Annotated in this window: 15 protein-coding genes and 4 tRNA genes; 16 read left to right on the top strand and 3 right to left on the bottom strand. The window is 55.2% G+C overall.

Going from position 1 to position 19,041, the window contains the following annotated elements:
* Positions 1–10: 10 nt before the first annotated feature.
* Together gppA and rhlB are read right to left on the bottom strand one after the other, a co-directional pair.
* A complete protein-coding gene (gene gppA / locus PYR66_23100) occupies positions 11–1,519 on the bottom strand; it encodes a guanosine-5'-triphosphate,3'-diphosphate diphosphatase (GenBank protein ID WEF28101.1) in 1,509 nt (502 codons plus the stop codon).
* 116 nt (positions 1,520–1,635) lie between these two features.
* Entirely contained in the window at positions 1,636–2,901 is a 1,266-nt protein-coding gene (gene rhlB, locus PYR66_23095; GenBank protein ID WEF28100.1) for an ATP-dependent RNA helicase RhlB, read from the bottom strand.
* Between the two features lie 343 nt (positions 2,902–3,244).
* On the opposite strand from rhlB, the gene trxA reads away from it, so the two are divergent.
* The 16 genes from trxA to PYR66_23015 all read left to right on the top strand — a co-directional run bounded on the left by trxA (position 3,245) and on the right by PYR66_23015 (position 17,371).
* Complete coding sequence (gene trxA, locus PYR66_23090) at positions 3,245–3,574, top strand: thioredoxin TrxA (protein ID WEF28099.1); 330 nt, start codon at positions 3,245–3,247, stop codon at positions 3,572–3,574.
* Between the two features lie 332 nt (positions 3,575–3,906).
* The gene (rho, locus tag PYR66_23085) at positions 3,907–5,166 is read left to right on the top strand and encodes a transcription termination factor Rho (protein WEF28098.1); all 1,260 of its coding nucleotides are present in this window, start codon (positions 3,907–3,909) and stop codon (positions 5,164–5,166) included.
* 241 nt (positions 5,167–5,407) lie between these two features.
* Positions 5,408–6,511: a UDP-N-acetylglucosamine--undecaprenyl-phosphate N-acetylglucosaminephosphotransferase gene (gene wecA / locus PYR66_23080; GenBank protein ID WEF28097.1), complete on the top strand. Its 1,104-nt coding sequence runs from the start codon at positions 5,408–5,410 to the stop codon at positions 6,509–6,511.
* A 13-nt stretch (positions 6,512–6,524) separates the two neighbouring features.
* On the top strand, positions 6,525–7,571 hold the full coding sequence (gene wzzE / locus PYR66_23075) for an ECA polysaccharide chain length modulation protein (protein WEF28096.1): 1,047 nt from the start codon (positions 6,525–6,527) through the stop codon (positions 7,569–7,571).
* A gap of 139 nt (positions 7,572–7,710) precedes the next feature.
* Entirely contained in the window at positions 7,711–8,973 is a 1,263-nt protein-coding gene (gene wecC, locus PYR66_23070; GenBank protein ID WEF28095.1) for a UDP-N-acetyl-D-mannosamine dehydrogenase, read from the top strand.
* A gap of 39 nt (positions 8,974–9,012) precedes the next feature.
* Complete coding sequence (gene rffC / locus PYR66_23065; GenBank protein ID WEF30533.1) at positions 9,013–9,687, top strand: dTDP-4-amino-4,6-dideoxy-D-galactose acyltransferase; 675 nt, start codon at positions 9,013–9,015, stop codon at positions 9,685–9,687.
* A gap of 4 nt (positions 9,688–9,691) precedes the next feature.
* Positions 9,692–10,822: a dTDP-4-amino-4,6-dideoxygalactose transaminase gene (gene rffA / locus PYR66_23060; GenBank protein ID WEF28094.1), complete on the top strand. Its 1,131-nt coding sequence runs from the start codon at positions 9,692–9,694 to the stop codon at positions 10,820–10,822.
* 1 nt (position 10,823) lies between these two features.
* Positions 10,824–12,074, top strand: coding sequence for a lipid III flippase WzxE (wzxE, locus tag PYR66_23055; protein WEF28093.1), 1,251 nt, complete (start codon positions 10,824–10,826; stop codon positions 12,072–12,074).
* The gene (locus PYR66_23050; GenBank protein ID WEF28092.1) at positions 12,071–13,147 is read left to right on the top strand and encodes a TDP-N-acetylfucosamine:lipid II N-acetylfucosaminyltransferase; all 1,077 of its coding nucleotides are present in this window, start codon (positions 12,071–12,073) and stop codon (positions 13,145–13,147) included. Before wzxE ends, PYR66_23050 begins: the two co-directional genes overlap by 4 nt.
* The gene (gene wzyE, locus PYR66_23045; GenBank protein ID WEF28091.1) at positions 13,144–14,490 is read left to right on the top strand and encodes an ECA oligosaccharide polymerase; all 1,347 of its coding nucleotides are present in this window, start codon (positions 13,144–13,146) and stop codon (positions 14,488–14,490) included. The genes PYR66_23050 and wzyE overlap by 4 nt, the downstream gene beginning before the upstream one ends.
* A gap of 11 nt (positions 14,491–14,501) precedes the next feature.
* Positions 14,502–15,242, top strand: coding sequence for a lipopolysaccharide N-acetylmannosaminouronosyltransferase (wecG, locus tag PYR66_23040; GenBank protein ID WEF28090.1), 741 nt, complete (start codon positions 14,502–14,504; stop codon positions 15,240–15,242).
* A gap of 205 nt (positions 15,243–15,447) precedes the next feature.
* A complete protein-coding gene (locus PYR66_23035) occupies positions 15,448–16,833 on the top strand; it encodes an amino acid permease (protein ID WEF28089.1) in 1,386 nt (461 codons plus the stop codon).
* A 102-nt stretch (positions 16,834–16,935) separates the two neighbouring features.
* Positions 16,936–17,012, top strand: a tRNA-Arg gene (locus tag PYR66_23030).
* Between the two features lie 55 nt (positions 17,013–17,067).
* Positions 17,068–17,143 (top strand) — tRNA-His (locus tag PYR66_23025).
* A gap of 22 nt (positions 17,144–17,165) precedes the next feature.
* A tRNA-Leu gene (locus tag PYR66_23020) sits at positions 17,166–17,252 on the top strand.
* Between the two features lie 42 nt (positions 17,253–17,294).
* Positions 17,295–17,371 (top strand) — tRNA-Pro (locus PYR66_23015).
* A 473-nt stretch (positions 17,372–17,844) separates the two neighbouring features.
* Here PYR66_23015 and hemY read toward each other — a convergent pair.
* Entirely contained in the window at positions 17,845–19,041 is a 1,197-nt protein-coding gene (hemY, locus tag PYR66_23010) for a protoheme IX biogenesis protein HemY (GenBank protein ID WEF28088.1), read from the bottom strand.

Below are 19,041 nucleotides of genomic sequence, written 5' to 3'. Positions count from 1 at the left end.
CCGGCGGGGGCTACCTTGCCGCATCGCCATTGTTGAGCAGTAGCGCCCAGTGAACATAACTTTGCCACTGACACTCTTGCTCGACCATTTCCCGGCCCAGCGGATGTTCCTCCAGCCAGTCATCCGGCAGCGTCAGCGTCAGCTTTTCATCGTCCGCGGCGAGCTGAATTGTCGGCAGGAGATCGTCGCGACGGCGGCTGGCAAACAGAATCGCCAGCCGTAGCAGACGGCATAAATGTTCGGCAATGCGCGGCGGTACCGCGTTTTGCTGATGGAGTGAAGAAAGGTCGATGGCGTTGGTCTGGTTAAGCAGCAGCGTGGCGATAAGCTTTTTCTGCGCCGGGGTAAAGCCGGGCAGGTCGAGGTTATTCACCAGATAGGCCGCATGCTGTGGCGCGCGTTTGAAATCAACGCTCAGCCCGATTTCATGCAGCGCGCAGGCGCTGATGAGTAAATCACGGCTTAGCGGATCCAGCAGCCAGTTATTATCCAACTGATCGACCAACTGGGTGGCAAGATTGGCCACCCGTTGCGCCTGTTCGGTGTCGATCATAAAGCGGCGCTGAATATTGCGCAGCGTACGGCTGCGGATATCCTGATCGACGGAGAGATGCAGCATGCCGTAAACCAGGCCTTCGCGTAATGCGCCGCCCGCCAGGGTCATGCACTGAATATTCAATTCGCTGAAGATAGCGATCAGAATGGCGAGCCCGCTCGGAAATACCAATGCGCGTTCGAGCGTTAACCCTTCGATTTCCAGTTCTTCGAGACGGCCGCATTGAATGGCGCGCTGCTTAAGCTGCTGCAGCTTGGTCAGGGTGATACGTTCATCCATTCCTTGCGCCATCATAATTTCCTGCAGCGCCTGTACGGTACCGGATGCGCCGACGCACACTTTCCAGCCGTGATAACGCAGGACATCGGCGATTGGGCGCAGTACATCGCGCGCCGCGGCTTCGGCGAGATCGAAGTTTTCTTTGGTCAGACTACGGTCGGCGAAATACCGCTCAAGCCAGGTGACGCAGCCCATCGACAGACTGAAAAGCGAGGTGGTTTGCGCGCCGGTGCCGGTTACCAGTTCGGTGCTGGCGCCGCCGATATCCACGACCAGGCGCTGATCGGCGCCGCCGGTGGTATGCGCTACGCCTTGATAGATCAGGCGCGCTTCTTCTTCGCCGCTGATCACCTGGACGGGGCAACCGAGGATTTTCTGCGCTTTCGCCAGAAACTCGCCGGCATTAACCGCCAGACGCAGCGTAGCGGTAGCGACGACGCGAATTTGCGCCGGAGGGATATCCTGCAAACGTTCAGCAAACAGGCGCAAGCATTGCCAGCCACGCTCCATCGCTTCTGCAGACAGCGCGTTGTCGTTATTCAGGCCGGCGGCCAGACGGACCTTGCGCTTGATGCGGCTCAGGGTCTGGATGCTGCCCGCCACCTCGCGCACCACCAACATATGAAAACTATTGGAACCAAGGTCGATGGCGGCATATAGCGAGGTGGAGCTCATACTCTTCATCTTTCAGGCCGCTCCTGTGTCGACTGGGCGCTGGCGCCCGATCCACTTATCTGAGCGCGTTGCCTGGGATTGACTCCCGGGCGCATCCTGAAAGATTTAGCGTATGACATAGATGTTTAACCTGAACGACGACGATTACGAGGCGGGCCGTTACGGCGCGGACCATTACCCGGGCGGGTGCGCGTCAGGCGCAGCGGCTTCGGCAGATCGGTCATCAGTGCATCTGGATTGTACTTGCTGACTGGGATCGAATGGCCGATATAGGTTTCGATTGCCGGTAAGTTCAGCGCGTACTCTTCGCAGGCCAGACTGATGGAGTGCCCGCTGGCGCCCGCGCGACCGGTACGGCCGATGCGGTGGACGTAGTCTTCGCAGTCGTCCGGCAGGTCATAGTTAAAGACGTGGGTAACGGCCGGGATGTGCAGGCCGCGGGCGGCAACGTCAGTCGCAACCAGAATGTCGAGATCGCCGCGGGTGAACTCTTCGAGAATACGCAGGCGTTTTTTCTGCGCCACGTCACCGGTCAACAGGCCTACGCGATGACCGTCTGCCGCCAGATGACCCCAGATATCTTCACAGCGATGCTTGGTGTTGGCGAAAACGATAGCGCGGTCTGGCCATTCTTCTTCCAGCAGCGTCTGCAGCAGGCGCATTTTTTCTTCGTTGGAAGGATAGAACAGCTCTTCTTTAATGCGGTGGCCGGTTTTCTGTTCCGGTTCGACTTCGACGTATTCGGCGTTGTTCATTTGTTCGAACGCCAGTTCGCGAACGCGGTAGGACAAGGTTGCGGAGAACAGCATGTTCAGGCGCTGAGTGGCCGGCGGCATACGGCGGAACAGCCAGCGGATGTCTTTAATAAAGCCGAGATCGTACATGCGATCGGCTTCGTCCAGCACGACAACCTGAATGGCGCCGAGGTTAATGTGGTTCTGTTTTGCGTAATCGATCAGGCGACCGGTGGTGCCGATCAGAATATCGACGCCGCTTTCCAGCACTTTCAGCTGTTTATCGTAGCCGTCGCCGCCATAAGCCAGACCCAGCTTCAGGCCGGTCGCTTCTGCCAGTGGCTCGGCATCAGCGTGAATCTGTACCGCCAGTTCGCGCGTCGGCGCCATGATCAGCGCGCGCGGTTGGTTAACCTGGCGGTCTGCGATGGCCGGGTGAGAGAGAAGATAATGAAACGTTGACGTCAGAAACGCCATCGTTTTACCGGTACCGGTTTGCGCCTGCCCGGCGACATCGCGGCCTTCCAGCGTCAGCGGAAGGGCGAGGGCCTGAATGGGTGTGCAATTATGAAACCCTTTCTTTTCAAGGGCTTCGACAACTGCCGGGTGCAGGGCGAAGTCGGAAAACTTCTGTTCTGTCAAATGTGTTTTGCTCATAGTGTGGTAGAATATCAGCTAACTATTGCATTAAGAAAGCGTATCCGGTGAAATAACGTCAACCTTTCGTTGGCTATATACGAAATTATTCAAGGTGCGTCTCCGGCTACTGAATGAATCCCGGAAAGCTTAGACTACTAAGCGCAACGGGGGCGATAAATCTGCCGCAAGCAGATTTGCAGACAGTGCGCTTAAGCATCTGTGCATGTGGTCCATGGTGGATCCCTGTGCGCAGGTAGCTTATAAAAGAGGCATCCTGAAGAATAGCGTGCATAACGTAGCATCGACACGTCGTTGATGGCCGCGACACCAACACACCAGGCTTATTCCTGTGGAGTTATATATGAGCGATAAAATTATTCACCTGACTGACGACAGTTTTGACACGGACGTACTCAAGGCTGACGGGCTGACCCTCGTCGATTTCTGGGCAGAGTGGTGTGGTCCGTGCAAAATGATCGCCCCGATTCTGGATGAGATCGCTGAAGAGTATCAGGGCAAACTGACCGTGGCTAAACTGAACATCGATCAGAACCCGGGCACGGCGCCGAAATACGGCATCCGTGGTATCCCGACTCTGCTGCTGTTCAAGAACGGCGAAGTGGCGGCGACTAAAGTCGGCGCACTGTCTAAAGGCCAACTGAAAGAGTTCCTCGACGCCAACCTGGCGTAATCGGTTTGCCATTCCGGCGTCCGGATTCCTATTTTTTGTGGAACTCTGGACGCCCGGCCTGAGTCGTGCTAAGTTAATTCCAGACTTCGTTTTAAACATACCTATTGTTTGAATCTTGTTTTACCCAAAGCGTCCCGCAGACTATGCGCGTGAGGCTAATAATTCCGGGCTTATCACTCAATTCCGTCTTGTCGTTTCAGTTCTGCGTTCTTTCCTGTGACCAGGCAACGTACAGACACGAGATGAAGCCGCTAACAGGCATGGATGTTCCTGCCATACCATTCACAACATTAAGTTCGAGATTTACCCCGAGTTTAAGAACCCACACCACTATGAATCTTACCGAATTAAAGAATACGCCGGTTTCTGAGCTGATTACTCTCGGCGAAAATATGGGGCTGGAAAACCTGGCCCGTATGCGTAAGCAGGATATTATTTTTGCCATCCTCAAGCAGCATTCGAAGAGTGGCGAAGATATCTTTGGCGATGGCGTACTGGAGATACTGCAGGATGGATTTGGATTCCTCCGCTCAGCAGATAGCTCCTACCTCGCCGGTCCAGACGACATCTATGTATCCCCCAGCCAAATCCGCCGCTTCAACCTCCGCACTGGTGACACCATTTCCGGTAAGATTCGTCCTCCTAAAGAGGGTGAACGTTACTTTGCGCTGCTGAAAGTTAATGAGGTTAACTACGACAAGCCTGAAAACGCGCGTAACAAGATTCTGTTCGAGAACTTAACGCCGCTGCACGCGAATTCACGTCTGCGTATGGAACGCGGTAACGGTTCTACCGAAGACTTAACCGCTCGCGTTCTGGATCTGGCTTCGCCGATTGGCCGCGGACAGCGTGGCCTGATCGTCGCACCGCCGAAAGCCGGTAAAACCATGCTGCTGCAGAACATCGCGCAGAGCATCGCTTACAACCACCCTGACTGCGTGCTGATGGTTCTGTTGATCGACGAACGTCCGGAAGAAGTGACCGAGATGCAGCGTCTGGTTAAAGGTGAAGTTGTCGCTTCTACCTTCGACGAACCGGCATCTCGTCACGTTCAGGTCGCTGAGATGGTTATCGAGAAGGCGAAGCGTCTGGTTGAGCACAAAAAAGACGTTATTATTCTGCTCGACTCCATTACCCGTCTGGCTCGTGCCTATAACACCGTGGTTCCGGCTTCCGGTAAAGTCCTGACCGGTGGTGTGGATGCGAATGCCCTGCACCGTCCGAAGCGCTTCTTTGGCGCGGCGCGTAACGTGGAAGAGGGCGGCAGCCTGACTATCATCGCTACTGCGCTTATCGATACCGGCTCTAAAATGGATGAAGTTATCTACGAAGAGTTCAAAGGTACCGGTAACATGGAACTGCATCTCTCGCGTAAGATTGCGGAAAAACGCGTCTTCCCGGCTATCGACTACAACCGTTCCGGTACCCGTAAAGAAGAGCTGCTGACCACCCAGGAAGAGCTGCAGAAAATGTGGATCCTGCGTAAAATCATCCATCCAATGGGTGAAATCGACGCGATGGAATTCCTCATTAATAAACTGGCGATGACCAAAACTAACGATGACTTCTTCGACATGATGAAGCGCTCGTAAGACGGAATACGCCGAAAAAACGCCACGCGATTGCGTGGCGTTTTGTTTTGTAGCTTTGTATGATCCAGTAGGGAAAAGCGCCGCCAGCGTTGCCGTATGATATGTGTGGCAGGTAGAGCGGAAAGGACTTTAACAGTCTAAAATATATACAATAAATTTGTAATGTTCTGCTTTTCCCCTTCAGGAGTGGAGACATCGTCGTTATACTCCCCGGATTAACTATGCTGAGAGCACATGTGTTGTGAATTTACTCACTGCTATTACTGAATTAATCAGTGTTTTCTTATTCACGACCCTTTTTATATTTGTTGCCCGCAAAGTAGCAAAAAAAATTGGGTTGGTGGATAAGCCAAACTATCGGAAACGGCATCAGGGTTTGATTCCGTTAGTTGGTGGTATCTCAGTTTATGCCGGTATTTGTTTTACCTTTGCCATCGCGGATTATTATATCCCTCATGCCACGCTGTATCTGGCTTGCGCTGGCGTGCTGGTGTTGGTCGGAGCGTTGGATGACCGTTTTGATATCAGTGTCAAAATTCGCGCGGTCATTCAGGCCGCGATAGCCGTTATCATGATGACGGCAGGGAATCTGCATCTCAGCAGCCTTGGCTATATTTTCGGCTCATGGGAGCTGGTGCTCGGCCCCTTTGGCTTTTTCCTCACGCTTTTCGCCGTTTGGGCGGCAATCAACGCCTTCAATATGGTGGATGGCATCGACGGCCTGCTCGGCGGGTTATCTTCCGTCTCTTTCGCGGCAACAGGCATCATCTTGTGGTTCGATGGCCAGTACAGCCTGGCTATGTGGTGTTTTGCGATGATCGCCGCCATTCTGCCTTATATTTTACTTAACCTCGGCGCGCTCGGTCGTCGTTATAAAGTGTTTATGGGTGATGCCGGCAGCACCATGATTGGCTTCACCATTATCTGGATCCTGTTGGAGACGACGCAGGGTAAGACGCATCCTATCAGCCCGGTTACCGCGCTGTGGATTATCGCGATTCCGTTGATGGATATGGTGGCGATTATGTATCGTCGCCTGAGAAAAGGCATGAGCCCATTCTCCCCTGACCGTCAGCATATTCATCATTTGATCATGCGTGCCGGGTTTACTTCCCGGCAGGCTTTTGTCCTGATTACGCTGGCTGCCGCTTTACTGGCGCTGGTTGGCGTGGTGGCGGAATACACCCGTATTGTTCCTGAATGGGTGATGTTAATACTCTTTTTGTTTGCTTTTTTACTTTATGGCTACTGCATTAAGCGCGCATGGAAAGTGGCGCGCCTGGTAAAGCGCATTAGACGCAGAATTCGGCGACACAGCGGCAATAATCCAAATTTAACCAAGTAAAACTGGGGAAGTGATGACTCAACCATTACCGGGAGCACAAGCAGTGAACGTTGAGAACGAACTGGATATTCGCGGGCTGTTTCGCGCCTTATGGGCAGGAAAAGGCTGGATAGCCGGCATCGCCGTGTTATTCGCGCTGATCGTTCTTATTTATTCCTTTTTTGCTCGCCAGGAGTGGAGCGCGACGGCGATTACCGACCGACCAACCGTCAATATGCTGGGCGGATATTATTCGCAGCAGCAGTTCTTACGTAACCTGGATATCAAGGCCAACCTGGCTTCGGTAGATCAGCCTTCCGCCATGGATGAAGCGTACAAAGAGTTCATTATGCAGCAGGCGTCATGGGATACCCGCCGTGACTTCTGGTTGCAGACTGATTACTACAAGCAACGCCAGTCGGGCAACTCGCGCGCGGATGCCGCGATGCTTGACGATCTGATTAACGACATTCTGTTTATTCCCGGCGATCCCGTGAAAAGCGTCAATGACAGCATCAAGCTAACGGCGGAAACCGCGCCGGACGCCAATAATCTGCTGCGCCAGTACGTCGCTTTTGCCAGCCAGCGTGCGGCAGGTCATCTTAACGACGAACTGAAGGGGGCCTGGGCGGCGCGTACTGTGCAGATGAAAGCGCAGGTGAAGCGTCAGGAAGAGGTGGCGAGCGAGATCTACAACCGCCGCGTCCAGAGCGTGGAGCAGGCGTTGAAAATCGCCCAGCAGCATAATATTTCCCGTAGCGAGACTGATGTCCCGGCGGAACAGCTGCCAGCCTCCGAACTCTTCTTACTCGGGCGGCCAATGCTACAGGCACGGCTGGAAAATCTGCAGGCTGTGGGACCCGAATTCGATCTCGACTATGACCAGAACCGCGCCATGCTGAACACGCTAAATGTTGGTCCAACGCTTGATCCGCGTTTTCAGACTTACAGATATTTGCGTACACCGGAAGAACCTGTAAAACGCGATAGCCCGCGACGGGTCTTTCTGATGGTGATGTGGGGGATTGTGGGCGCGCTCATCGGCGCAGGCGTTGCGTTAGCACGTCGTCGTGTCCAATGAATGAGGCCCGTGATGAAGCGCTCTGCGCCTTCATCACCTAATCGAAGAGAATCGATGTGAAAGTACTGACTGTATTTGGCGTGAGACCAGAGACCACCAAACGTATTTTATCCGCTCTTAAAAATAATCAGGTAACGTTATGAGTTTTTCTACCATTTCAGTGATTGGCCTTGGGTATATTGGTCTGCCAACCGCTGCCGCATTTGCTTCCCGGCAACGGCGGGTGGTTGGCGTGGACATTAATCAACACGCCGTTGATACCATTAACCGTGGTGAGATTCATATCGTCGAACCAGAGCTAGCCAGCGTGGTGAAAACCGCGGTTGAGCAGGGGTATTTAAGCGCCACCACCGTGCCGGTGGAATCTGATGCTTACCTGATTGCTGTGCCGACGCCGTTCAAAGGCGGGCATGAGCCGGATATGGTCTTTGTGGAGTCTGCCGCCAAATCCATCGCGTCCACCCTGAAGAAAGGGGCGCTGGTGATTCTGGAATCCACCTCGCCAGTCGGCGCGACCGAACAGATGGCGGAGTGGCTGGCGGAAATGCGCCCGGACCTCAGTTTCCCGCAGCAGGCTGGCGAAGCGGCGGACGTGAACATCGCTTACTGCCCTGAGCGCGTGCTGCCGGGTCAGGTGATGGTCGAGCTCATCAAAAACGATCGCGTGATTGGCGGCATGTCGCCGGTCTGTTCCGCCCGCGCCAGCGAATTGTATAAGATTTTCCTGGAAGGCGAATGCGTGGTGACCAACTCGCGCACCGCTGAGATGTGCAAGTTGACCGAAAACAGCTTCCGCGACGTTAATATCGCGTTTGCTAATGAGCTGTCGCTGATTTGTGCCGATCAGGGGATTAATGTTTGGGAACTGATCCGCCTGGCGAATCGCCACCCGCGTGTGAACATTCTGCAGCCGGGCCCCGGTGTCGGCGGCCACTGCATCGCCGTTGACCCGTGGTTTATCGTGGCGCAAAACCCGCAGCAGGCGCGTCTGATCCGCACCGCCCGCGAGGTGAACGATCACAAGCCGGAATGGGTTATCGATCAGGTGAAAGCGCAGGTCGCCGACTGCCTGAACGCCAGCAATAAACGCGCCAGCGAACTGACGATTGCCTGTTTTGGCCTGGCGTTTAAACCTAACATTGACGACCTGCGTGAAAGCCCGGCAATGGAAATCGCCGCGCAGATCGCGCGTTGGCATAGCGGCGCGACTCAAGTCGTTGAGCCCAACATTCACACGTTACCGAAGAAACTTGATGGCCTGTGCACGCTGGCAACTCTCGACGAAGCGCTGGCCAGCGCCGATGTGTTGGTGATGTTAGTCGACCACAAAGAATTTAAAGCCGTCAGCGGCGATAGGGTGACTCAGGCTTATATCATCGACACCAAAGGCGTGTGGCGGTGAGACGTGTGCGCCATGACCCATTCGTATCTGGCTCATCCCATGCCCGTCCGCGCCAATATTGAAGCTCTGGAGTGGGTGAACCGCTTCTTTGCCGTCAACAGCGCCATGGTGCGCTTTGACGAGCATGCGCCGTTGCTGACGTCTGAAGCGCTGGCAGGATGGTCGCGGGTGCAGGCAAAAGTTGCTGCCAGCGATACCACGTGCCTTGATGCGCTGCAGCAGCTCGGTTTCCAGCTGGTGGAAGGCGAGGTCGATCTGGCGTTGCCAGTCGGCAATCCTGCAGACATCGGCGCCGAATGGGCCGTTGAGAGCGATATTGCGCGGCTGCGCGAGTTGGCGGCCGAGGCCTTTTCCATGAGCCGTTTTCGCGCGCCCTGGTACGCTGCGGACGCCAGCGGTCGTTTCTACGCGCAATGGATCGAAAACGCGGTGCTGGGGACCTTTGACCATCAGTGCCTGCTCTTCCGCGCGCCAGATGGCGACATTCGTGCGTTTGTTTCTCTGCGTCAGCTCAACGATACGGATGCTCGTATTGGCCTGTTGGCCGGGCGCGGAGCCGGTCATGAACTGATGCAGGCGGCGCGTCATTGGGCGGCGCAACGCGGGCTATCGACACTGCGGGTGGCGACCCAGATGGGCAACACCGCCGCGCTTAAACGTTACATTCTCAGCGGTGCGAATGTGGAAAGCACTGCGTACTGGTTATACAGGTGACAAGATGATTCCATTTAACGCGCCGCCGGTGGTGGGGACTGAACTCGATTACATGCAGTCGGCGATGGGGAGTGGCAAACTGTGCGGCGACGGCGGTTATACCCGTCGCTGTCAGCAGTGGTTCGAACAGCGCTTTGGTACCGCTAAGGCGCTGCTGACGCCATCCTGTACCGCATCGCTGGAGATGGCGGCGCTGTTGCTGGATATTCAACCGGGCGATGAAGTGATCATGCCCAGCTATACCTTCGTCTCTACCGCTAACGCCTTTGTGCTGCGCGGCGCCGAAATCGTCTTCGTGGATATCCGCCGCGATACGATGAATATTGACGAAACGCTGATTGAAGCGGCGATCACCGATAAAACGCGGGCGATCGTTCCGGTGCATTATGCGGGCGTGGCTTGCGAGATGGACGTTATCATGGCGCTTGCCGCTAAATATAAGCTATTTGTGGTGGAAGATGCCGCGCAAGGCGTGATGTCAACCTACAAAGGACGAGCGCTGGGCACCATCGGCCATATCGGCTGTTTTAGCTTCCACGAAACCAAAAACTATACCGCTGGCGGTGAAGGCGGCGCGACGCTTATCAACGATCCTAAGCTGGTGGAACGCGCGGAGATCATTCGCGAAAAAGGCACCAACCGTAGCCAATTTTTCCGCGGTCTGGTGGATAAGTACACCTGGCGCGATATTGGCTCCAGCTATTTGATGTCCGATCTGCAGGCCGCCTATCTGTGGGCGCAACTGGAAGCCGCGGAACGTATTAACCAGCAGCGTCTAACGTTATGGCAAACCTATTATGACGCGCTGCTGCCGCTGGCGCGCGCTGGTCGTATCGAGCTGCCTATCGTCCCTGCCGACTGCGGGCACAATGCGCACATGTTTTATATTAAGCTGCGCGATAATAACGACCGAGGGGCGCTGATTAACTGGCTGAAAGAGGCGGAAATTCTGGCGGTATTCCACTACATCCCGCTGCATAGCTGCCCGGCAGGTGAGCGGTTCGGCGAGTTCCATGGCGAGGATCGTTATACGACTCAGGAGAGCGAGCGCCTTCTGCGTTTGCCATTGTTCTATAACCTGTCTGCGGTAAACCAACGGACGGTGATTAACTCACTGCTGAGCTACTTCTCCTGATATGTCGTTGGCAAAAGCATCGCTGTGGACCGCGGCGTCTACCTTAGTCAAAATAGGCGCCGGTTTGCTGGTGGTTAAACTGCTGGCGGTCTCATTTGGCCCCGCTGGCGTTGGGCAAGCCGGTAACTTCCGCCAGCTGGTCACCGTACTTGGCGTGCTGGCGGGCGCGGGCATTTTTAACGGCGTGACTAAGCTGGTCGCCCAGCATCACGACGATCCCCTGCGCCTGAAACAGGTGGTGGGCACCTCATCGGCGATGGTGCTCGGTTTTTCAACGCTACTGGCGTTGGTTTTTTTACTGGCAGCTGCGCCAATAAGCCAGGGGCTGTTCGGCCATACGCACTACCAGAATCTGGTACGGCTGGTGGCGCTGGTGCAGATGGGGATCGCGTGGGCGAATTTCCTGCTGGCGCTGATGAAAGGCTTTCGCGATGCGGCGGGTAATGCGTTTTCGCTGATTGCCGGTAGCCTGATTGGTGTCGTGGCCTATTACGCTTGTTATTATTTCGGCGGCTATCAAGGGGCGCTGCTGGGGCTGGCGTTAGTTCCGGCGCTGGTGGTGATGCCAGCGGCTATCGTTTTATGGCGGCGCGGCGTGATCCCACTGCGTGCGCTGCGCCCGCGCTGGGATAACGGCCTTGCGGGGCAGCTCTCTAAATTTACCCTGATGGCGTTGATTACCTCGGTCACATTGCCAGTCGCCTATGTGATGATGCGTAATCTGTTGGCGGCGCATTACGGCTGGGAAGCGGTAGGGATTTGGCAGGGGGTGAGTAGCATCTCGGATGCCTACCTGCAGTTTATTACCGCCTCGTTCAGCGTGTATCTGCTGCCCACGCTGTCGCGGCTAACGGCTAAAAAGGACATCACTCGCGAGATTGCGAAGTCGTTGAAATTCGTGCTGCCAGCGGTCGCCGCAGCGAGCCTGACGGTCTGGCTGTTGCGCGATTTTGCTATCTGGCTGCTGTTTTCCGGGAGCTTTACCGCGATGCGCGATCTCTTCGCCTGGCAGCTGGTAGGAGATGTGTTAAAGGTCGGTGCTTATGTTTATGGTTATCTGGTGATCGCCAAAGCGTCGTTGCGTTTTTATATTCTGACGGAAATCAGCCAGTTCACTTTGCTGACCGCATTCTCACATTGGCTTATCCCGGCGCACGGCGCAATCGGCGCGGCGCAGGCGTATATGGCTACTTATATTGTTTATTTCGCCCTTTGTAGTGGCGTGTTTTTACTCTGGCGTAAACGGGCATGACAGCACTGATACATGTACTGGGATCGGATATCCCGCACCACAACCAGACCGTACTCCGGTTTTTTAACGACGAACTGGCGGCCGACGCGCAGGCCCGGACATTTATGGTCGTTGGTGATGCGACAGGCATGCGCGACGCGTATCCGGCGCTGGAAATAACCTGCTATCCGGGCAAAAAGTCGCTGGCGCAGGCGGTTATCGCTAAAGCCAAAGCCAACCGCCAGCAGCGTTTTTTCTTCCACGGTCAGTTCAATACCGGCTTGTGGCTGGCGCTGTTGAGCGGAGGTATTCGTCCGTCGCAGTTTAACTGGCATATCTGGGGCGCGGATCTGTATGAAAATGCCGTCAGCCTGAAGTTCCGCCTGTTTTATCCGCTGCGCCGCATCGCGCACGGGCGAGTAGGGCGCGTCTTCGCGACCCGCGGCGATCTCAGTTGGTTTGCCAACCATCATCCGCGAGTGCCGGGGGAGCTGCTCTACTTCCCGACCCGCATGGATCCTGAACTGAATAACTTTGCCGATCATGCGCCGCGCGGCGAAACCTTGACGATTCTGGTGGGTAACTCCGGCGATCGCAGCAACGAACATATGGCGGCGCTGCGTGCGATTCATCAGCAGTTTGGTGATACGGTGAATGTCATCGTACCAATGGGGTATCCGGCCAACAACGAAGCCTACATCAAGGAAGTCCGCGAGGCCGGTGCGGTGCTGTTTAGCGGCGAACGCCTGCAGATCCTCAGTGATAAACTGGAATTTGACGATTATCTGGCGCTGTTGCGCCGCTGCGATCTGGGTTATTTCCTGTTTGCGCGTCAGCAGGGGATTGGCACCTTATGTTTGCTGATTCAGGCGGGCGTTCCCTGCGTGCTCAACCGCGAAAACCCGTTCTGGCAGGATATGACCGAGCAACAGGTGCCGGTGCTGTTCACCAGCGATACGCTGGACGTCGGTGTGGTGCGTGAGGCGCAGCGTCAGCTGGCGAACGTCGATAAGCGCCGCATCGCCTTCTTCCGCCCGAACTATCTGGCTGGCTGGCAGCGGGCGCTGAAACTGGCGGCGGAGGTGCAAGCATGACGTTAATGCAATTTAGCGGGTTACTGGTCGTCTGGTTACTGTCGACGTTGTTTATCGCCACCGCGACCTGGTTTGAGTTCCGCCGCGTGCGTTTTAACTTCAACGTCTTCTTTTCGTTGTTGTTCCTGCTGACGTTCTTCTTCGGCTTTCCGCTGACCAGTATTCTGGTCTTCCGTTTTGACGTCAGCGTGGCGCCACCGGATATTTTGTTGCAGACGCTGCTGGTCGCGGTGTGCTTCTACGCGGTCTACTATGTGACTTATAAAACGCGTCTGCGCTCCGCATCGCGCGATGTTCCGCGTCGTCCGCTGTTTACCATGAACCGGGTGGAAACCCATCTCACCTGGGGCATTCTGATGGGGCTGGCGTTGTTGTGCGTCGGTATTTTCTTCGCCCATAACGGTTTCCTGCTGTTCAAGCTCCACTCTTACAGTCAGATTTTCTCCGCTGAAGTGTCCGGCGTGGCGTTGAAACGCTTCTTCTATTTCTTTATTCCGGCGATGCTGGTGGTCTATTTCCTGCGTCAGGATTATAAGGCGTGGCTATTCTTCCTCGTCAGTACCGTGGCGTTTGGGCTGCTGACCTACGCGATTGTCGGCGGCACTCGCGCCAATATCATTATCGCTTTCGCTATCTTCCTGTTTATCGGGATTATTCGCGGCTGGATCAGTTTGTGGGTGCTGGCGGCAGCGGGCGTGTTGGGGATTGTCGGCATGTTCTGGCTGGCGTTGAAGCGCTATGGGATGAACGTGAGCGGCGATGAAGCGTTTTATACTTTCCTTTATCTTACGCGCGATACCTTCTCGCCGTGGGAAAACCTGGCGCTGCTGCTGCAGAACTACGACAAGATCGAGTTTCAGGGGCTGGCGCCAATGATCCGCGACTTCTACGTGTTTATCCCCAGTTGGATGTGGCATGGTCGTCCAACGATGGTGCTGAACACCGCCAACTATTTTACCTGGGAAGTGTTGAACAACCATTCAGGACTGGCGATTTCGCCGACGCTGATTGGTTCGCTGGTGGTGATGGGCGGCGTGTGGTTTGTTCCGCTGGGCGCGGTTGCGGTAGGGCTTATTATTAAATGGTTTGATTGGCTGTATGAACTGGGTAATCAGGAAAGCAATCGCTACAAGGCGGCTATCCTGCATAGTTTCTGTTTTGGCGCTATCTTCAACATGATAGTGCTGGCGCGAGAAGGGCTGGACTCGTTTGGCTCCCGCGTGGTGTTTTTCCTCGTGATCTTTGGTATCTGCTTGTTAGCGGCGAAATTGCTGTACTGGCTCCTGGACAGCGCAGGATTGATTCACAAGCGGGTTAAGCCGCTTTCGCAACCGCAGGTCTGATAAGGATGAACATGACTGATAACACTTCCGCGCCGCAGTATGCGCTGCGAGGGCTGCAGCTTATTGGCTGGCGCGACATGCAGCATGCGCTTAACTATCTCTTCGCCAACGGCGAACTGCGTCAGGGGACGTTGGTGGCGATCAACGCCGAGAAAATGCTGGCGGTGGAAGACAACCCGGAAGTGCGAGCGCTGATCGAAGCGGCTGAATTTAAATATGCCGATGGCATCAGCGTGGTGCGTTCACTGCGTAAAAAATATCCCCAGGCTCAGGTGTCGCGCGTCGCTGGCGCCGATCTGTGGGAAGCGTTAATGGAACGCGCGGGCGCTCAGGGGACGCCGGTATTTCTGATCGGCGGCAAGCCGGAAGTGCTGGCGGAAACGCAAGTGAAGCTGCGTGAACGCTGGAATGTGAACATCGTCGGCAGCCAGGACGGCTATTTTACTCCTGACCAGCGTCAGCTGGTGTTCGAGCGGGTACGCGACAGCGGGGCGAAAATAGTTACCGTGGCTATGGGATCGCCGCGTCAGGAGATCCTGATGCGCGATTGTCGGTTGGTTTATCCTCAGGCGCTGTATATGGGCGTTGGCGGGACCTACGACGTCTTCACCGGCCATGTGCACCGGGCGCCGAAGTTCTGGCAGAACCTTGGCCTGGAGTGGTTTTATCGTCTGTTGCTGCAGCCGAGCCGGATTACACGACAGCTTCGCCTGCTGCGCTATTTATGTTGGCATTATTCCGGGAAGCTCTGATATTTCACTGTAACCCGGCGAGATTACCGACACATTCGGTGTAATGTATTCACTCGCCTGATACTTTATTTGCCATTTCCGCAAAATTAATTAACCATTCGCAGGCTTCATACGCGCGGGGGAGACCTGCGCGTCGGCAAGGCTATGGTTTCATTTAATAACAATAACCGGGAGTACCCGGAATACAGCAAACACAAGAGGCTTTATGACTGAGAAGAAAGCGGAACTCCAGCGTGGACTGGAGGCCCGACATATTGAGCTAATCGCGCTAGGCGGGACGATTGGCGTAGGGTTATTCATGGGCGCGGCAAGTACGCTGAAGTGGGCCGGACCATCCGTCCTGCTGGCGTATATTATCGCGGGTTTATTTGTCTTCTTTATCATGCGTTCGATGGGCGAAATGCTGTTCCTCGAACCGGTAACCGGCTCGTTCGCCGTTTACGCACACCGTTATATGAGCCCGTTCTTTGGCTATCTCACGGCCTGGTCGTACTGGTTTATGTGGATGGCGGTGGGAATATCGGAGATTACCGCTATCGGGGTCTATGTGCAGTTCTGGTTCCCGGATATGGCGCAGTGGATCCCGGCGCTTATCGCCGTAGGGCTGGTGGCGATGGCGAACCTGGCGGCAGTACGCCTGTATGGGGAGATCGAATTCTGGTTTGCGATGATTAAAGTCACCACCATTATCGTGATGATTGTCATCGGTCTGGGCGTTATCTTCTTTGGCTTCGGTAACGGCGGGCAGTCCATTGGTTTCGGCAACCTGACCGAACACGGCGGTTTCTTTGCCGGAGGCTGGAAGGGGTTCCTGACGGCGCTGTGTATTGTTGTCGCCTCTTATCAAGGCGTTGAGCTTATCGGTATCACCGCCGGGGAAGCGAAAAATCCGCAGGTCACCTTGCGCAGCGCGGTTGGCAAGGTGCTGTGGCGTATCCTGATTTTCTATGTAGGGGCGATTTTCGTTATCGTCACGATTTTCCCGTGGAACCAGATTGGCTCTACCGGTAGCCCGTTTGTCCTGACCTTCGCCAAAATCGGTATTACCGCGGCGGCCGGGATCATCAACTTTGTGGTACTGACTGCAGCGCTGTCGGGCTGTAACAGCGGCATGTATAGCTGTGGGCGTATGCTGTACGCGCTGGCGAGAAACCGCCAACTGCCGGCAGCCATGGCCAAAGTGTCGCGTCAGGGCGTACCGGTAGCTGGCGTCGCGCTGTCGATTGGTATTTTGCTGATTGGTTCGTGCCTGAACTACATTATTCCTAATCCGCAGCGTGTATTCGTCTACGTCTATAGCGCCAGCGTTCTACCGGGAATGGTACCGTGGTTTGTGATTCTGATTAGCCAGCTGCGTTTTCGTCGCGAGCATCAGCAGGCGATGGCCAGCCACCCTTTCCGTTCGCTACTGTTCCCGTGGGCGAACTATTTGACGATGGCGTTCCTCGTTTGCGTGCTGATCGGCATGGGAATTAACGATGAAACCCGGATGTCGCTCTTTGTCGGCATTATTTTCCTCGCGCTGGTGACCCTTATTTATAAGGTTTTTGGTCTTGGAAAACGGGGTAATCTCGATAAAACGGCGGAATAAGCGTCAAAGCGCGCAAACTGTGAGCAAATAGAAATTTTATTTAAAAAGGCACTAGACAGGGGGGGGGGAAGTCCGTATTATCCACCCCCGCAACGGCGCTAAGCGCCCGTAGCTCAGCTGGATAGAGCGCTGCCCTCCGGAGGCAGAGGTCTCAGGTTCGAATCCTGTCGGGCGCACCATTTACCCGGTGCTGGAGCTGCGGTGGTTTTAATACCGCGTAAAAGAATTGTTGTGGTGGCTATAGCTCAGTTGGTAGAGCCCTGGATTGTGATTCCAGTTGTCGTGGGTTCGAATCCCATTAGCCACCCCATTATTTGATAGAGTTGTGAATTGCGAAGGTGGCGGAATTGGTAGACGCGCTAGCTTCAGGTGTTAGTGTTCTTACGGACGTGGGGGTTCAAGTCCCCCCCCTCGCACCACGACTTTAAAGAATTGAACTAAAAATTCAAAAAGCAGTATTTCGGCGAGTAGCGCAGCTTGGTAGCGCAACTGGTTTGGGACCAGTGGGTCGGAGGTTCGAATCCTCTCTCGCCGACCAATTTTGAACCCCGCTTCGGCGGGGTTTTTTGTTTTCTGTGTCGGTATCACTCTCTTCATCTCTCTGATCTCCCTGATAAAATACACCTTTCCCGCCTGCGAATGATTGTCCGGAATACTCCCAATTGATTGCTGCGATAGATGCAATCCCCCCAGAACCTGTGCGATAATAACCAGGTAGATGCTCATTCCATCTCTTATGTTCGCCTTAGCGCCTCATAAACCCAGGAATGATGCAGAGCCGTTCTTACGGTGCTTATCGTCCACAGACAGATGTCGCATTTAACATGCCTCATCAAACACCATGGACATAACGTTGAGTGAAGCACCCAATTTGTTGTCAAACAGACCTGTTTTAACGCCTGCCCTGATTTCAGCGCAGGCGTTTTTTTCTTTCAGGGGGAGGGCGGTGATAATTTGCTTTTGGCAGGAGGAAAGGACTATCGCCCCAGACGAGGCGATAGTCAGAGTGGGTTACTGCTGAGGATTGTTATGCAGCGTCAACAGCAAGCCATCACGGCGCATGGTTGCCGCTTCTTCCGGTTGATGCAGACGGTCCAGCGCATCGGCCAGCCACGCGTAATCAAAGGCATCCGGACGTTGTTTCAGCGCGGCGCGGAAGGCGACGCTGGCCTCCTGCCATTCACCGTGGCGCATCAGCGACTGTCCCAGTGTGCTCCACAGCAAAGGACGGTCACCAACAGTTTTGATCTGCTGGCGCAGCACTTTTTCCAACTGCTCCGGGTTATTGGTCTTCAGACGCGGGATCGGCATCACCAGACGGTCGTCATACTGTTTCTTCAGGCCGTCGATAATAATCTGCTGCGCGGTATCGTGATCGTCGCTCTCGATCAGCCGCTCGGCCATTGCCACCTGTAGCTGTACCAGCGCGCGCGTTTTACGGCTCTGGTTGCGCCACCATTCGCGCAGCCCTTCGCTGCCGCCATCGGCCAGCGCTTTATCCATCAGTCCAATCCACGCCAGCTGTTCCAGTGAGGTGCGATGCTCTTCATCACCGACATTGGCCTTGGCCATCGAAGGAATGATATCCAGCAGTGAATTCCAGGCGCCGGTACGAGTGTAGGCCTGCTCGGCAAGGCGCAACACCTCCGGATGGCGCGGAGTCACTTCCAGCAGCTTGTCGATACCGTGGCGGGCGGCGTGGTTTTCGTTACGCGACAGTTGTAGACGCACGCGGGTGATTTCAACCGGAATCAGGTCATCGCCAGCCAGTTCGGCAGCACGATCAAGGTGTTGATTAGCGCGGGTTTCATCGCCGCGCTGCTGGGCCGCTTCCGCCGCCAGCAGATAGTTCACTACCGGTTGTTCCGCGTGATCGGCATTTTTCGCCATCAGCTTCTCAACCTGTTGGTAGTCGCCTTCCGCCAGTTTTAACAGCGCCAGCTCGGTTTGCTTACGGGCGCGGCGGCGTTTACGACCGACGAACCAGCCGCGGGTATGCGCGCCGGTACGGAAAATACGGCGCAGCAGCCATTCGACGGCGAACAGCACCACCATCGTGAGGATCATAATGATCACCAGACCGGTCACGCTGGTTTCGATATTGTAGTTATCGGTCTGGATCAGGACATAACCCTGATGACCGGCGATCATGGGACCGACGACGATCCCGGCGATCAGCAGTGCGAAAAGCAGGAGAATTTTCAGCAT

The sequence above is a fragment of the Klebsiella aerogenes genome, assembly GCA_029027985.1.
Lineage (GTDB): Bacteria > Pseudomonadota > Gammaproteobacteria > Enterobacterales > Enterobacteriaceae > Klebsiella > Klebsiella aerogenes_A.
This window is presented reverse-complemented; position numbering and strand designations above follow the sequence as displayed.

Coding starts and splice junctions, on each gene's coding strand:
- gppA (WEF28101.1), bottom strand. CDS start 1,519: ATGAAGAGTATGAGCTCCACCTCGCTATATGCCGCCATCGACCTTGGT.
- rhlB (WEF28100.1), bottom strand. CDS start 2,901: ATGAGCAAAACACATTTGACAGAACAGAAGTTTTCCGACTTCGCCCTG.
- trxA (WEF28099.1), top strand. CDS start 3,245: ATGAGCGATAAAATTATTCACCTGACTGACGACAGTTTTGACACGGAC.
- rho (WEF28098.1), top strand. CDS start 3,907: ATGAATCTTACCGAATTAAAGAATACGCCGGTTTCTGAGCTGATTACT.
- wzzE (WEF28096.1), top strand. CDS start 6,525: ATGACTCAACCATTACCGGGAGCACAAGCAGTGAACGTTGAGAACGAA.
- wecC (WEF28095.1), top strand. CDS start 7,711: ATGAGTTTTTCTACCATTTCAGTGATTGGCCTTGGGTATATTGGTCTG.
- rffC (WEF30533.1), top strand. CDS start 9,013: ATGCCCGTCCGCGCCAATATTGAAGCTCTGGAGTGGGTGAACCGCTTC.
- rffA (WEF28094.1), top strand. CDS start 9,692: ATGATTCCATTTAACGCGCCGCCGGTGGTGGGGACTGAACTCGATTAC.
- wzxE (WEF28093.1), top strand. CDS start 10,824: ATGTCGTTGGCAAAAGCATCGCTGTGGACCGCGGCGTCTACCTTAGTC.
- PYR66_23050 (WEF28092.1), top strand. CDS start 12,071: ATGACAGCACTGATACATGTACTGGGATCGGATATCCCGCACCACAAC.
- wzyE (WEF28091.1), top strand. CDS start 13,144: ATGACGTTAATGCAATTTAGCGGGTTACTGGTCGTCTGGTTACTGTCG.
- wecG (WEF28090.1), top strand. CDS start 14,502: ATGACTGATAACACTTCCGCGCCGCAGTATGCGCTGCGAGGGCTGCAG.
- PYR66_23035 (WEF28089.1), top strand. CDS start 15,448: ATGACTGAGAAGAAAGCGGAACTCCAGCGTGGACTGGAGGCCCGACAT.
- hemY (WEF28088.1), bottom strand. CDS start 19,041: ATGCTGAAAATTCTCCTGCTTTTCGCACTGCTGATCGCCGGGATCGTC.